The sequence below is a fragment of the Haloimpatiens massiliensis genome (assembly GCF_900184255.1).
Classification (GTDB): domain Bacteria; phylum Bacillota; class Clostridia; order Clostridiales; family Clostridiaceae; genus Haloimpatiens; species Haloimpatiens massiliensis.
The window spans coordinates 1,160,050-1,175,883 of the sequence record NZ_LT854640.1 but is presented as its reverse complement, the minus strand read 5'-3'; the positions used below and the strand labels follow the sequence as shown (position 1 = coordinate 1,175,883).

14 protein-coding genes are annotated in these 15,834 nt (G+C 30.6%); 11 read left to right on the top strand and 3 right to left on the bottom strand.

Annotated features, from left to right (window positions below; genetic code table 11):
• Window positions 1-27: 27 nt before the first annotated feature.
• The 6 genes from C1715_RS13815 to C1715_RS13790 all read left to right on the top strand — a co-directional run bounded on the left by C1715_RS13815 (window position 28) and on the right by C1715_RS13790 (window position 8,414).
• The gene (locus C1715_RS13815) at window positions 28-984 is read left to right on the top strand and encodes a 3'-5' exoribonuclease YhaM family protein (protein WP_102401055.1); all 957 of its coding nucleotides are present in this window, start codon (window positions 28-30) and stop codon (window positions 982-984) included.
• A gap of 13 nt (window positions 985-997) precedes the next feature.
• Window positions 998-2,236 (top strand): exonuclease SbcCD subunit D, encoded by a 1,239-nt coding sequence (locus C1715_RS13810; RefSeq protein ID WP_102401054.1) that lies wholly within the window; start codon window positions 998-1,000, stop codon window positions 2,234-2,236.
• A complete protein-coding gene (locus C1715_RS13805; RefSeq protein ID WP_102401053.1) occupies window positions 2,211-5,741 on the top strand; it encodes an SbcC/MukB-like Walker B domain-containing protein in 3,531 nt (1,176 codons plus the stop codon). Before C1715_RS13810 ends, C1715_RS13805 begins: the two co-directional genes overlap by 26 nt.
• A 77-nt stretch (window positions 5,742-5,818) precedes the next feature.
• On the top strand, window positions 5,819-6,352 hold the full coding sequence (locus C1715_RS13800; RefSeq protein WP_102401052.1) for a CHAP domain-containing protein: 534 nt from the start codon (window positions 5,819-5,821) through the stop codon (window positions 6,350-6,352).
• Between the two features lie 60 nt (window positions 6,353-6,412).
• Window positions 6,413-6,853, top strand: coding sequence for a GNAT family N-acetyltransferase (locus C1715_RS13795; RefSeq protein ID WP_102401051.1), 441 nt, complete (start codon window positions 6,413-6,415; stop codon window positions 6,851-6,853).
• Window positions 6,854-7,112: 259 nt separating this feature from the next.
• On the top strand, window positions 7,113-8,414 hold the full coding sequence (locus C1715_RS13790; protein WP_102401050.1) for an L-cysteine desulfidase family protein: 1,302 nt from the start codon (window positions 7,113-7,115) through the stop codon (window positions 8,412-8,414).
• Between the two features lie 65 nt (window positions 8,415-8,479).
• Here the strand turns inward: C1715_RS13790 and C1715_RS13785 are convergent, their stop codons facing one another.
• From C1715_RS13785 to C1715_RS13775, 3 genes are all read right to left on the bottom strand, one after another.
• A complete protein-coding gene (locus C1715_RS13785) occupies window positions 8,480-8,701 on the bottom strand; it encodes a hypothetical protein (protein WP_102401049.1) in 222 nt (73 codons plus the stop codon).
• 181 nt (window positions 8,702-8,882) lie between these two features.
• Window positions 8,883-9,389, bottom strand: coding sequence for a hypothetical protein (locus C1715_RS13780; protein WP_102401048.1), 507 nt, complete (start codon window positions 9,387-9,389; stop codon window positions 8,883-8,885).
• Window position 9,390: 1 nt separating this feature from the next.
• Window positions 9,391-9,717 (bottom strand): hypothetical protein, encoded by a 327-nt coding sequence (locus tag C1715_RS13775; protein WP_102401047.1) that lies wholly within the window; start codon window positions 9,715-9,717, stop codon window positions 9,391-9,393.
• Between the two features lie 561 nt (window positions 9,718-10,278).
• On the opposite strand from C1715_RS13775, the gene C1715_RS13770 reads away from it, so the two are divergent.
• The 5 genes from C1715_RS13770 (at window position 10,279) to C1715_RS13750 (ending at window position 15,590) form a co-directional block, all read left to right on the top strand.
• Window positions 10,279-10,680, top strand: coding sequence for a hypothetical protein (locus tag C1715_RS13770; RefSeq protein WP_102401046.1), 402 nt, complete (start codon window positions 10,279-10,281; stop codon window positions 10,678-10,680).
• A gap of 2 nt (window positions 10,681-10,682) precedes the next feature.
• Entirely contained in the window at window positions 10,683-10,934 is a 252-nt protein-coding gene (locus tag C1715_RS13765; protein WP_102401045.1) for a YkgJ family cysteine cluster protein, read from the top strand.
• Between the two features lie 2 nt (window positions 10,935-10,936).
• The gene (locus C1715_RS13760; protein ID WP_102401044.1) at window positions 10,937-11,770 is read left to right on the top strand and encodes a hypothetical protein; all 834 of its coding nucleotides are present in this window, start codon (window positions 10,937-10,939) and stop codon (window positions 11,768-11,770) included.
• Window positions 11,771-11,779: 9 nt separating this feature from the next.
• On the top strand, window positions 11,780-13,336 hold the full coding sequence (locus tag C1715_RS13755) for a hypothetical protein (protein WP_102401043.1): 1,557 nt from the start codon (window positions 11,780-11,782) through the stop codon (window positions 13,334-13,336).
• Between the two features lie 202 nt (window positions 13,337-13,538).
• Window positions 13,539-15,590: a thioredoxin domain-containing protein gene (locus C1715_RS13750; protein WP_102401042.1), complete on the top strand. Its 2,052-nt coding sequence runs from the start codon at window positions 13,539-13,541 to the stop codon at window positions 15,588-15,590.
• Window positions 15,591-15,834 lie beyond the last annotated feature (244 nt).

Below are 15,834 nucleotides of genomic sequence, written 5' to 3'. Positions count from 1 at the left end.
TAATTAATAGTGAGGAGAGATTTTTATATGAATATACAAGTTATGACCATAAATCAGTTTCAAGCAGGAAATAGAATCGACGGATTCTTTTTAATAAAGTCAGTAGAATGTAAATCATCCAGTAACAATAAAAAGTATTTGGATTTTACTTTTGCAGATAAAACTGGAGAAATAAATGCGAAGCTTTGGAATGCTACTGAAGAGGATGAAATATACAGTGCTAATAGTCTTGTGAAAGTAAGAGGTATGGTTACTGAGTGGCAAAATACTCTTCAATTTAAAATAGAAAAAATAAGAGAAGTGATGGATGAAGATGGAGTAGATATAACAAATTTTGTGCCGGTGGCACCTTATACTTCTGAAGAAATGTACAATGATGTATTAGAGTATATTAAAAAAATAAACAATGAAGAAATAAAAAAATTAGTTAATTACATTTTAAACGAATATAAGGAAACTTTAATGTATTATCCAGCAGCCAAAAGTAACCATCATTCCGTAAGAGGAGGACTATTATATCATATAACTACAATGCTTAAAGCTGGAGAAAAATTATGCGAAATATATACATTTTTAAATAAGGATTTACTTTATTCAGGAATAATACTTCATGATATATCAAAGATGGAGGAAATGGCTTCTAGTGAGTTGGGAATTGTAAGTGAATACACCATAGAGGGTCAGCTTTTAGGACATATAGTAATGGGAGTGAAGAAAATAGAAACTGCTGCAGAAAAATTAAATATAAATCCAGAAATAAAAATGCTTCTAGAACATATGGTGCTTTCACATCATTATGAGGCGGATTATGGTAGTCCTAAAAAACCTATGATTCCAGAAGCTGAGATGCTTCATAGACTGGATGACATGGATGCTAAAATGTATGACATGAAAAAGGCTTTAGAAGATGTAGAGCCAGGTAGTATGTCCGATAGAGTTTGGTCTTTAGAGAAAAGAGCCATTTATAAAGCTAGGGAATTTTAAGAGGGGTGATTTTGTGAAGTTTATTCATACTTCAGACTGGCATTTGGGAAAAATGTTAGAGGGTTATAGTAGGTTAGATGAACAAGAGAAATTTATAGATGAGTTTGTAGATATGGTAAACTGTGAAAATCCGGATATGATAATAATATCCGGAGACATATACGATAATAGCAATCCTCCAGCAAGAGCGGAGGGTTTGTTTTATAAAGCACTTAGAGAAATAAGCTGTAATGGGAAAAGAGTTGTTTTGGTGATATCAGGTAATCATGATAATCCAGATAGGCTGGAAGCAGCATCTCCCATTGCCCACCAGCAGGGTATAATACTTTTAGGGACACCTAGAAGTGTAGTAAGCGTTGGTAAGTGTGGTGAAGCTAATATAATAGAAGCAGATGAAGGATATTTCGAAATAGAAATAAATGGAGAAAAAGCTATTATTCTTGCAATGCCATATCCTAGTGAAAAGAGATTAAATGAAATTATATCAGATAAACTATCCGAAGAGGAAAGACAAAAGGATTACTCAGAAAAGATAGGAGATATATTTTTAAAACTATCAGAAAAGTTTAGAGAAGATACTATAAACTTAGTGGTATCTCATTTATTTGTTTTAGGTGGAGAGAGTTCTGATTCTGAAAGGCCTATTCAATTAGGGGGGAGTCTAACAGTAGATGCTAATAAGTTACCTAAAAAAGCTCAATACATAGCATTAGGACATCTACATAAGCCCCAGAAAGTAAAGGGCACTGATGGAAGAATAAGATATTCGGGTGCACCTATTCAATACAGTAAAAGTGAAAGAAATAATGCTAATTGTGCTTATATAGTAGAGGTATCTAAAGGTAAAGAAGCAGAAATAGAGGAAGTTTATTTTAAAAATTATAAGCCTATAGAAGTTTGGAAATGTCATGGTGTGGAAGAGGCCATAGATAAATGTAAAGAAAACAGTGATAGAGATGTTTGGGCTTATATAGAAATATATACGGATAGAGTAATTCTTCAGGAAGAAATAAAGGAAATGAAGAGTTATAAAAATGATATAGTTCAAATACTTCCTAAAATTCAAGGGGAAGAAGATGATGAGGTATATGAAAATTTAACGGAAAAAAGTATGGAAGAAGTTTTTAAGGAATTTTATAAATATGAGAGAAAAGTGGAGCCTGATAAGGATATATTAGATTTGTTTTTAAATATAGTCAATGAACATGAAGAAGAGGTGATGGAAAATGAAACCTATACTTCTGAAAATTAAAGGCTTAAATAGCTTCGTTCAGGAACAAAAGATACCTTTTAATGAACTTACAGAGAAAGGATTTTTTGGCATATTTGGACCTACAGGCAGTGGGAAATCTACTATATTAGACGGTATAACTATGGCTCTATATGGTAAAATTACTAGAGATAACAAAGGGTTTATTAATTCAGAAAGTGATAGATTAGAAGTAAGCTATACCTTTTCTATTGGGTTAGGAAACGATATTAAAGAGTATCAATGTGATAGATGTATTAAGGTGGACAAAAATGGTGGATACAAGACCACCTTAGCTAGAATATATAAATTAAATGGAGAAAACAATGAAGTAATAGCAGAGGGTGCGGTAAATGTTAGAAATGCAGTGGAAAGTATAATAGGACTTTCTGTAGATGATTTTACCAGATCTGTAGTGCTTCCTCAGGGTAAATTTAGTGAATTTTTAAAACTAACTGGGGTAGATAGAAGAAGTATGCTAGAAAGAATATTTAAACTAGAACGTTATGGCAGAGGACTTAGGGAGAAAATTAAAAAACTAAAGGATCAGGAAGAAAAGAGATTAATAGAGCTAAATGGAGAGTTAAACAGATATAATGATGTATCTAAAGAAAAAGTAGATACTTTAAAAGAAGAATTAAAAAATTTAGAGGAAAAAGAACAAGCATTAAAGAAGGAAAAAGAAAAGATAGATAAGTTATATGAAGAGTATACTATTTTGTGGAATACCAAAAAAGAACTTCAAAACTATATTCAACAGCAAAGTGAATTGGTGAAAAAAGCAGAAGCCATTGAGAATAAAAAGCTAAAATTAGAATATGGAAAAAATGCCTTTAATATTAAGCCTTTTATAGATGAAGTTAAAAACACTGAAAATAGTGTAAAGATAAATGAAACTAAATTAAAAGAAAAAGAAGAACTTTTAATAGACATAAATCAAAAACTTTTATTGCTTCAAAAGGAATATGAAGTTGCTTTAGAAAATCAAAGAGAAAAAACTCCAAAGTTGGTTAAAAAGGCTACAGAGCTATCTAGAGCAGTGGATATAAATAAAAGAGTAAAGGAAGTTGAAAAGGAAAGACAGGAGTTAAGATTTAAGTACGATAATTTAAATAAAAAGATAAAATCCCTAGAGTCAGCTTTATTAGATATAACTACAAAAAGAGAAGTTTTAATTAATGATTTGGAGGAATTAGAAAAAAGTTTAAGCAATAAGACTATATCTCCAGAGTATAGAAATTCCATCTATAGTGCATATGATAAGTATTGCAAATATAAGGAATTAGATGAAAATATAACTTTATTAAATAAAAAATATAATACCTTTAGTGAAGCTATAAAGAACAATGAAAAACAGTTCATAGAAATAAAGAATAAAAAGATAAATTTAGATAGTTCAATAAGTGGTTTAATAGAAAATAGAGAAGCTACTCAAAAGAAGTGTCCAGGAGATGGAGAAACTTTATTAAAAGCTCAGCAGGAAGTGACTTCAGTAAAAGAAAGAAAAGAAAAGATATTGGTATGTTTAGATACTAAAGGGAAATTAGATAAAAAATATGAAGATATTTTGTTGAAAAAGAAAGAACTTCAGGAAAAAATTAATTCTTTAAATTTAGAGTATGACCATGAGATAAATGAACTTAAAAATGGTGAAAAATTATTTAAGGAAAAGTACAATGAAAACATTGCAGCAATGCTGGCAAAGGAGCTACAAGAAGGAAATCCTTGTCCAGTATGTGGATCCACTCACCATGTGAAAAAAGCCAATTTTATAGGTGAAGATGAATTAAAACATGTGGAAGAGTTAAACAGAGAATTAAAAGAAAAATGTGAAGCCCTTAAGGAAAATATTAACCATTATAATATTAACATGGCAGCAGTTCATAGAGATCAGCAGTATTCAGAAGAGGAACTTAAAAAAGTAAATAAAGAATTAGAAGGAATAGATATAGAAAAGTTACAAGAAGAGGTAAAGGCTAAAGAAGTCCATTTTACTAATTTAAAGGAAAAAATAAATAAGTGGAATGAAGAACTTAATAATTTAGAGAGGGATTTAGAGCATAAGAGGGAAGAAAAGGCTTCTATTGATAAAATGTATACATCCCTAGAGGAAAAAATAAATGCGGCACAATATAATTTGAAAAGTATAAATGAGGATTTAAAAGATGCAAATGGCAAGTGCTCTAATGTATTTAAAGAATACACAGATATTATAAAAGTATTAGAGGTAGAAAATATAGAATTGGAAATAAAGAAAATAAAAATTTGGGATGAAGAGATAGTTAAACTTAAAAAACAAGAAAAAGAAAAGAGAAGAGCAGTAGATAAATTAAATAAGAAAAGGGAAGAAATACAAAGGGAAGTATCAAAACTACAAAGTGAAAGAGCGCAAATAACCCAAAGTGGAACAGAGAAAAAGAATTTCATAGATGAATATGGAGAAGAAGTAAAAAGAATATGTGGAGAAGAAGATCCTGAGGAATCTATATTAAAAGTTAACAAGGAAATAGACTATATAAACACCACTGAAAAATCTCTAAGAGATAAATTAGAATTAAAAAAGAATGAAAAAAATAATTGTGACAAAGAAAAATCTAGCTTAGAGAAAAATTTAGAGACTTTAAATGGCATATTAAAGAATCAAAAAGAAAATTTATACATTAAATTAAAGGAGTGTAGCTTTAAAGATGAAAAACAGGTTTTAGAGTATTTTATAACCAAAGAACATATAGAGAATCTGCAGCAAATAATAAATAAATATGAAGATGATAAAATAAAATTAGAGGATAATATAAAAAGATTAGAAGATAAAATCAGTGGAAGAGATATTACTGAAGAGCAGTGGCAGCAGACAAAAGAGTATAAATTTCAACTGCAAGAAAATTTAAATGAATGCATAGAAATAAAGGCGCAAAAGAAAAAGGAATTAGATGATACCATAAGGGATTTAGAGGAAGTGTTAAAGCTAATAGAAAGAAAGGAAAAATATCAGCATAAATATAGTTTATGTCAGGAGTTAGACGATTTAGTAAAAGGAAATAAATTTGTAGAATTTGTGGCTATGAATGAACTGAAGTATATAGCTATAGAGGCTTCAAAGAGGTTGAAAAGTATTACTAAGGGAAGATATGCTTTAGAAATAGATGTGGATGGTAATTTTATAATGAGAGATGACTTTAATGGAGGCGCTAGAAGGCATACAAGCACTTTATCAGGTGGCGAAACCTTCCTAACATCCCTATCCTTAGCTTTAGCACTTTCATCACAAATTCAATTAAAAGGTAGTGCTCCACTACAGTTTTTCTTCTTAGATGAAGGATTTGGAACTTTAGACAATGATCTTTTAGATGTAGTAATGACATCATTAGAAAAACTTAGAAGCGAAAACTTAGCAGTGGGAATCATAAGTCATGTGGAAGAATTAAAAAATAGAGTTCCAGTTAAGCTTATAGTAAGTGCTCCAGTGGCAGGAGTAAATGGAAGCGAAGTAAAAATGGAATACAGTTAAGAAAAAATGGGGCTGTGGCATTAAAAAAATTACACACGAGATATTGTTTCGAAAATAGTAATTTATAGAGGTGCAAAATGAGTACAAAAAGCACTTTGGCAAAAATAGCAAAAACGGAGGCCTTAAAATGTTTTCACGGATTTGTCATGCAGACAGAACCAAATATTGATTTAACAATATATGGGTTTCCAAACTGGTCGTTAGAAAAAGCTGATAGAAATTGGTGTGCTGCATTTGTGTATTATTGTTGCAAAAAAGCAGGTTATGACATTCCAATACGTCCAAAGGAATGTCGTTCATGTAATTTGGCAGGTTGCGGTGCTTGGGAGGAATGGGCTTTAGCAGATGACAGAATAGGATATGTTTTAGGTACTAATGATTCTTATACACCTGAAATAGGAGATGTTGTACTCTTTGATAAGGTTTTTAATAACTCAGAGCATGACCACATCGGAATTGTTATAGAAAATAAAGCCAATTCAATTGTTGTAGCAGAAGGTAATATCAATAATATTTCTGGGATAATTGAGCGAAAGAAAAATTCACATATACGAGCATACATTCGTATTCCAGAGAACTTCTCGTATAATGAAAATGAGCATACCCTGTAAGCGGCAAACTCCAATTTCGTATAATAATCCTCCTATTCTTAATTTTGGAGGAAATAAAATATGAAATTTACAACAATTACATCATCAGATGAGATTTGGAGCAGAGTAAGAAATTATGCAGAGAGTTGTTCATGGAAAGCAGGAAAATCATTAGCTAATGATATGGACAATAATGAATTTAAACAATGGGAAAGAGTTATAGTTGCTTTTTACAATGAGAAGATCTGTGGATATTGTACGGTTGCAAAGACAGATTGCATTCCAAATGTATGCTATACGCCCTACATTGGCTTTATGTTCGTTGACGAAGAATATAGAGGAAATAGACTAAGCCAAAAACTAATTCAGTATGCAATGGATTATTTAAAGTCAATTGGTTTTGATAAAGTGCATATAGTAAGTGACCATGAAAATTTATATGAAAAATACGGTTTCCAAGTCATAGACCGTAAAATTGCTCCATGGGGTTCAGAAGAAAAAATTTATATGCATAAATTGTAACAATAGACAAATTTTAATTTATGTTTTTGATTTATGTTTTATAAAAGAATAAACTCAAACACATAAGATAATTTTTGTTTGCCTGTGAAAGAGGAATTCAATAAAAATACTATGATATTTAATAAAAAATAAGGCTAAATTCCATAAATGAAATATTTAAAACTTGAAAAATAGGAATTCATTCATTATTATTATATTAGTGAAAAAATTACTTCAATTTAACGAAAATTATGAAGTATAAACAGAAAGGATGAATACAATGTCTTGTGATGAGTGTGGATGTAAAGGTTTTATAGAAATACTTAAATCGGAGGTAGTTCCAGCATTAGGATGTACAGAGCCAATTGCAGTGGCTTTAGCAGCTGCAAAAGCTAAGGAGGCTTTAAATTCTTATCCTGAATTAATAAAAGTTTTTGTAAGTGATAATATATTAAAGAACGGAATGGGTGTAGGTATACCGGGAACCGGTATGACAGGACTAGATATAGCGGCAGCATTAGGTGCTATTGGAGGAAATCCTAATGTGGAATTAGAAGTTTTAAAGGATATAACTAAGCAAAATATAGAAGATGCAAAAGATATGTTAAAGGGTGGAAAAGTATCAGTAAATACAAAAGCTGTACCCAATAAACTTTATATAGAGGTTCAATGCGTAAGTGAAAAAAATATTTCAAAGGCCATTATAAAGGATAAACACAATAATTTAGTTTTAGTTCAGCTAAATGAAGAGATTTTATTTCAAGTAGAGGATGAAGAAGAAGCAGAAGTATCTATTGATAAAGATAAAAATAAAGAGCATTGTATAAAATTAAGTGTTGAAGATATATATGATTTTGCTATAAATAGTCCCCTAGAGGATATAGAATTTATTTTAGAAGGGGCAAAAATGAATAGAAAAATAGCAGAAGAAGGCTTAAAAGGCTATGGCTTAAATGTAGGAAAAACCATTATAGATAATATAAAAAAAGGTGTACTATCAGATGATATTCAGAACTATGCTATGGCATTAACTGCTGCTGCATCAGATGCAAGAATGGCAGGATGTATGTATCCAGTTATGAGTAACTCTGGTAGTGGTAATCAAGGATTAACAGTTATGCTCCCTGTGGTAGCAGTGGCAGAAAAATTAAATGTTAGCTCTGAAAAATTAGCAAGAGCTTTGGTTTTAAGTAATTTAGTAGCAATTCATATTAAAACTTATTTAGGAAGATTATCGGCTTTGTGTGGCTGTGTGGTAGCTTCTGCAGGTGCAAGCTGTGGTATTACATATCTTTTAGGTGGACAACTTAAGGAAATAAATTATTCTATTAAAAATATGGTTGGAAATATATCAGGTATGATATGTGATGGAGCAAAAACAGGCTGTGCTCTAAAAGTATCTACAGGAGTAAGTGCTGCAGTACAATCTTCACTTTTAGCCATGAATAATATAGTTATATCAGAAAAAGAGGGAATAATAGAAAAAGACGTGGAAAAAACCATCAGGAATATAGCTCAAATTGGAAGAGAAGGAATGCTTCAAACAGATAAATTAATATTGAATATAATGACTCATAAATAATGAAAAAAATATATAATTCAAAGCGGGGAAGCTCAAAAGCTTCCCCTTTTATATATCATTATAATTTAGCGGCGTCCACATAAAGCTAAAAGTAGTAATATCCAACATAGTCCACTGCTACGTCCACAGTTGTTAAAACATCTTCCGCCGCCTAGACCTAAAAATGGAAAACCACTATATGGACTGTAGTTGCAAGAAGACCTGCATCTACATGGATCACATTGACAACTATTGCATCTGCAAGGGTCGCAGCAGCAGTTACAACAATCATGATGTTTATGGCTCATAGTATCCCTCCTTTACTTATAATAAGTACTAAAGAAGAATGAAATTATATGAGGATACTACTACTAACTAGTATATGTTAAAGTATGAGCATAAGTGAAGAAATTTTTAGTATTTTTTGTGATGTAGAATAACATATTAATAAATACTTTTGTTTCTTAAGTTTTTTAGTAACCTATATAATTAATTACCTGATTCGTAAAATGCCATGTTTATCATAACTTCTGTAGGATAGAAACCTTCATTCCTTATGGACAATATATAATTAGTATCATATTGCAGAATTCTCTCGAATAGTGTAGATTCTATAGGAGAACCACCTTGAGTAAATGCAAATTTTGGTATCATATTCTCTGACAATACTAGTCCATCATGTACATTATAAGCATTATAATAAAATGATGTAGCCGCTTTAATCTTGGATCTATCATCTAGGTTTATTACCGGAATTTTTTTAGTTCCAGGAATAAAACCAGGAGCTTTTATTAGTTTGATGCCTAATTGTTCCATATGACTTACTATTGTTTGATTTGTTATGTGTGTAATAGTATTTTTGCCAGTGGATATTTGAATATTAAGACTTCTACCTGGCCTAATTGTTTCTCTATGGGAAATAGTAAATGCCTGACCTGCGAAAACAAAACCTAGCCAGTAAGGTTGATTTCTAAATTGATAACTGGTAAGTGCCATATTAAATCACCTCGAATACTCTAATTGTTACAGGATACTCTTTGGTCCTTGCATAAATAGTCAAATTTTCATCGGGATTAAGGTCATAAACAATAACTTCCGCAGGAACATTAAATATATATTTACCACTTTCAAGTGTAAAATTTGGATCAGTAGGATGATAAATATAAGTAGCGGAGTCATTAACAACCCACAATTGCCTTCTCCTAGGTAAATTTTCAGATTCCACTCTTAAGGGCGTTGGTTCAGTATTAATCAGAACTTTCCCTATTCGAGTATCTTTAGTCCAATAAAGAGGAGTTATATTACTATAATCAAGTTTTTCCATAATTTTAACCTCCATAAAATGCAAATAAATATTGAATGATTAAACCACAAAAAGGTACGATACGATGGACTTATGAAATTTCTCCTCCATGACTTGCATAAGAGCTGGGAACAATAAATTTAATTTAAGAAATTCTAATCTTTTAACCATATAAAATTATCTAACGCTTACATTCAGCGTCCTGCCTCAGGTTCTCTAGCCTGGCGTCCTTGCCATGCTTACGATAATTTTATCTGTCTAAAATAAGAATTTCTAAAATTAAATTTAAACAGTTCCTTCGCTTCTTATGCAAGTCATTCTAGAGAAATTTCATAATTCAGGTAATGTAATGCTTATTGTGGGATAATTATTGAATATTTTATTTTTATTACTGGTACATATTATGGTAGCAGCTAACTATATGTTACAGTTAAAATATGTAAGCATATATTGGAAAAATGTTAAAAAGTTTAGAATAAGTGTGCGAATTGTGAAGGAAAAAATGGTATTTTGACGAATATTATCTATATTAATAAGGATTTAGATTAATAGAAAAATTTAATATATAAAGGAGAGTAAAATATGTTTTTGCATTTATTAACCACAGAAGAACAAAAGAATTTTTTAGAATTAGCCAATGTACTTATTAACTGTGATAATTATTTAAGTAATGAAGAGCTTCAATTAATGAATACCTACAGATATGAAATGAGAATTAGTGAGGATGAGTATTTGATACAAAATACACAATTAGAAGAAATATTAAATGCTTTAGCTTCAACTTCTATAAAGAATAAAAAGGTCATTCTAATTGAATTAATAGCTTTAAGTCTTTCAGACAATGATGGCAATAGCTTAGAAAAGGAATTAATTGATAAAGTTGCAAATAAGTTTGAAATTGATGAAATAGTTATTAAACAGAGTATTGAGTGGGTTCAAGAAATGACTAAGCTAAGCAAAAAAGTAGAAGATATATTAAATTAATTATGTTTAAGTGCATAAAGTGTGGAAAATGTTGTAGAAGTTTAAATAAAAGTAAATTATATGATGATTTTCATAATGGTGATGGAATATGTAAATGGTTAAATGAAGAAAGTAATGAATGTACAATATATAACTCTAGACCGTTAATTTGTAGAATTGATGAGGGATATGAGGCTTTTTTTAAGGATATTATTACAAAAGAAGAGTATTATAATGAGAATTATAAAATATGCAAGAGTCTTAGGGAGGAATAATTATGCCTATACCATTTATTTTAGCAGGAGTTGCTGTTGCAGGCACTACTTTATTTGGAGTTGCATCAAATGCAGTTAATAATCAAGCAAAGAATGAACTAATAGATATAAATAATAAGATTGAAAGTTTAGCTCAAAAGACTGAAAGAGATTACAAATCAGCTGTATCACGTTATGAAAACACTATAAGCACTCTTATTAGAACAAAAAGTAAATCTCAAAATGAGACTTTAACAGTATTTGCAGATGTATATAAAAATATTAAGGGAATTGAATTAAATAAAATTGAGCTAGAAATGAAGGCTCTTATGAAAGATACTAATTTACATATTAGTGCAGTTAACAATAGTTCAAATTATAAATATAAAGAAAATACAGACCAACTAGTATTAGGAACTGTCATGTCTGTTACTTTTGGAGGCGCTTATATTTTATCAAATTACATAAAATATAATAAAATTCAAGAGAAGATTGAAGACGCGAAGGTTAATTTAAAAAAGGTGGAAACACAAGCCAAGGCTTTTGAAACTAAGATTACTGAAATTAATTATAAGGCTGAAAAAGCGATTTTAGTTACTAGAGTTTTAAGAGATGTAGATAAGAGATTTAGAGCAGCTATAATGCAGCTTGCAGGCAATATTAAAGATTATGGAAATGATTATAGTAAGTATCCATTGGAAGTTAAAAAGCAACTTGCTATGACTGAAAAATTTGCTATAGTAACTAAGTTAATTATTGAATCTAGCGGATTAAATGACGATGGTTCTATAGATGAAAAAGTTAATGAGGCTGTTAGGGTTGCAGATAATTTATTAGCTAATTTTAACAAGATGTAGGAGGAATTCATGGATACAGATAATAAAAAAACGCAAGAAGCAATTAGAAGTTCAACTATTGCTAGTGTTCAAGAAAATACTAATATAGGGGCTAAACTTTTAGATAGTGATTATAAAGCCTTTAAGAAATTAGATAGAGACCATCTTCAAGGGAGCGCAAAACAAAAACATGGTGGAGCAGGAGAGATTTTAGCAGAGAAAAATTATAATGCTGAGCAAATAAAGAATAAATCTGGTAACAGAATGAAGATGTCAGAGTCAGGAATAGACCCAGTTTCAGACTTAATAATATGCGATGCTAATGATAATGTTATATCGCGTGGACAAGTTAAGTATTGTAAAGATGCAAAATCTACTATGGAAGCTTTAAGTGAAAAGAGTGAATATAATAAAAATGATGTTAAGTATGTTCCAAAAGGACAGGGAGAAGAAGTTAGAAGATTAGCAAAGGAATCAGCACAAAAGGCAAAGGAAAAGGCTAAAACATGTAAAGCTACTGGAGATGTTGAAGGATATAAGAAAAATTTACAAAAGGCAAAGAACTATGAGGATACAGCAAAAAAAGCAACGGAATTAGGAAGTCGTGAAGAGGCGGTAAAAGCTTCTGAAAATGACATGTCTAGATATAAGGTTATGGGTAAAGAAGCCTTTAAAGATGCTAATGGGCAAGGTATGAAATCTGCTAAGGTTTCAGCAGGAATAACAGGTGTTGTATCTGGAACTCAAAATATTAAGGCTGTTATTGATGGGGATAAGGAGATATTTGAAGCCATAATTGATACATCAAAAGATGTTGCAATGTCATCTGCTATATCATATGTAACTACTGCTGGTGGTAGCTTGGCTAAGGTAGGGTTAGACAAGACAGCTGAACAAATTACAACTAAGTTAGGGACTAATGTAGTAAGTAAAGGTGTATCCCAAGGTATGAAAACTGTATCTAATAATGTTGCTGTTGCAATAACTTGTTCTATTGAAGCAGTAAAATCTTTTGATAAATACTTTAGTGGAGAAATATCGGGACAAGAGTTAGTGGTTGAATTAGGAGAAAAGGGAACTGGAATAACTGCAAGTTTAATCGGTTCCCAAATTGGTGGATTAATAGGAGGAGTAGCAGGTGGATTTGTTGGAACCTTTGTTTTACCAGGTGGAGGGACTTTATCAGGAGCATCAGTTGGAAAGTTTGTTGGTGAAGCGATTGGTGGTATGATTGGATATTTAGTTGGAACACAATTATATTCAGCAACTGTAAAACTTTTATCTTATGATAAAGTAGCTGCAGAAAAGCGACAAAGAATAATGGAATTTTGTGACTACTGCTCAATGAGATTGAATGCAGAAAGGAAAGCTCTAGATAATTTAGTAAATAATTATTTATTAGAAAAACATGATGGGTTTAAAAAATCATTTAATATGCTAGATAAAGCTGTTATAGAAAATGATTTTGACTGTATTGATGAAGGTTTAACAAGGATTGCTAGAGCTTTTGATTCAGCCTTTAAGTTTAAAACTTTTGATGAGTTTGATGAGTTTATGTTAGATGAAAACACAATACTGAAGCTTTAAGAAAACTAATGAATATGTGTATGATTATAGATAAGGAAAACAACAAAGTTGTTGTACAGTATAAAGTTAATAAACCGGAATGGCGGGGTATAACTTTTTCCGGGGGAAAGGTGGAGAATGCTGAAAGTATTATTTGAAATTATATATCATAGCTTTTTCGGGTATAGTAATAGGGATAAAGATATAAAGGAAGAGTGATAATATGGTAAAAGAAAATATGTTTGAAAAAGCTAATAAACTTATAAATGAAAAATCTCCATATTTACTCCAACACGCACATAACCCCGTAGATTGGTATCCTTGGTGTGAGGAGGCTTTTAAAAAGGCACAAGCTGAAGATAAACCTATATTTTTGAGCATAGGTTATAGTACTTGTCATTGGTGTCACGTAATGGCTCACGAAAGTTTTGAGGATGAAGAAGTGGCTAAAATATTAAATGAAAACTTTGTGTCCATAAAGGTGGATAGGGAAGAGAGACCGGATATTGATAGTATATACATGACATTTTGCCAGATGTTTACGGGCAGTGGAGGATGGCCCTTAAGTGTTTTTATGACTCCTGAAAAGAAACCTTTTTTTGCAGGCACGTATTTTCCTAAAGAAGATAGGTATGGAATGAGAGGAATTGTAAGTTTGCTAAAAGGCATAGTTGATGCTTGGAGGAAAGATAAAGGGAATTTGATAGAAAAAAGTCATTATATAACAGGGAGAATGCAAGAAGCCATTAAGGATGAAGTGGAAGAAGTAGGAGAAAATTTAATAAATAAAGCGTATACAGAGCTTAGGGAAGGTTTTGATAAAAAATATGGTGGATTTGGGCTTTATCCTAAGTTTCCCATTGCTCAAAATTTAATGTTTTTGCTCAGATATTATGATCATCATAAAGATGAAAAAGCTCTTTATATGGTAGAGGAAACTTTAAAGCATATGTTTAAGGGGGGCATATTTGACCACATAGGATATGGATTTTCTAGATATTCTACAGATGAAAAGTGGTTAGTTCCTCACTTTGAAAAGATGCTTTATGACAATGCTCTTTTAGCTATTGCTTATATAGAGACCTATGAAGTTACTAAAAAAGAGTTTTACAGAGAAGTGTGCGAAAAGATAATAGACTATGTAATAAGGGATATGATGAGTAGTGAAGGAGCTTTTTATTGCGCGGAAGATGCGGATTCAGAAGGAGTAGAAGGTAAATTTTATGTATGGGGTAAGGATGAAATAAAAGATGTACTTAAAGATAATTGGGAAATATATTGTAAGTATTATGATATAACGGATAAAGGCAATTTTGAAGGAAAAAACATACCTAATTTAATAAATGCTGATATAAGTGATTTAGAAAAGGATAAAGAAGTGAGAGAGATTTTGTATAAGTGTAGAAAAAAGCTTTTTCAACATAGGGAAAAAAGAATACATCCACATAAGGATGATAAAATATTAACTTCTTGGAATGGATTGATGATTGCAGCCATAGCTCATGTAGGAAGAGTTTTAAATAATGAAAATTATATAAGTTATGGAGAAAATGCAGTGAATTTTATTCTACATAATATGATAAATGAAAAAGGAAGATTGATGGCTAGATACAAGGATGGTCAGGTAGATTTTTTAGCTTATCTTGATGATTATGCTTTTATTATTTGGTCTCTTATAGAGCTTTATAATGCTACTTTCAAGGATGAATATTTAAAAGAAGCTGTAAAATTAAATGATGAAATGTTAAGGCTTTTTTGGGACGATGAAAATGGGGGATTTTTCTTATATGGAGAAGATGGAGAAAATTTAATAGTGAGGCCTAAAGAAATTTACGATGGGGCAATTCCATCTGGAAATTCAGTAGCGGCTTTAAATATGATTAGATTGGCTAGAATAACAGGAAATGTGGAACTTGAAAATAAAGTGAATCAAATGTTTAAATGCTTTGGGGGAAAGGTAAATTCTAACCCAAGTTTATATAATTTCTTTAATATGGCACTTATGTATGCTAAAGAAGGAGGTAAGGAGATTGTTATATGTGGGCATAAGGAAGATAAAGAAGTAAAAGACATATTATGTGAGATTAATAAGAGATTTTTACCATTTACTAGTACCATAGTATATGATGGAAATGAGGATATTGTAAAGATAATACCTTATATTAAGGATTACAGTAAAATAGACAACAAGACCACTATATATGTATGCCAAAATAATAGCTGTAGCAGAGGTATAAATTCTCTAGAGGAATTTGTAAAAAAAGAATTCTCTTAAATATAAAGATCGCAAAAGCGGTCTTTTTGTTTAGGTAAAAATCTATATAACTAAAGTTATAAATTATAATTGTAATATATTGTATGGCAAGTGTTATAAGGAATAGTTATAATTAAGTGAGTAATATATTATTTATATATGTGTATCAAGTATATCTATCATAATATTCTAAAATCATATGAAAATAAAATATAATGGTGGATATAGTATTGAGTAATAATTTATAAATTTTGAAAATTTTATA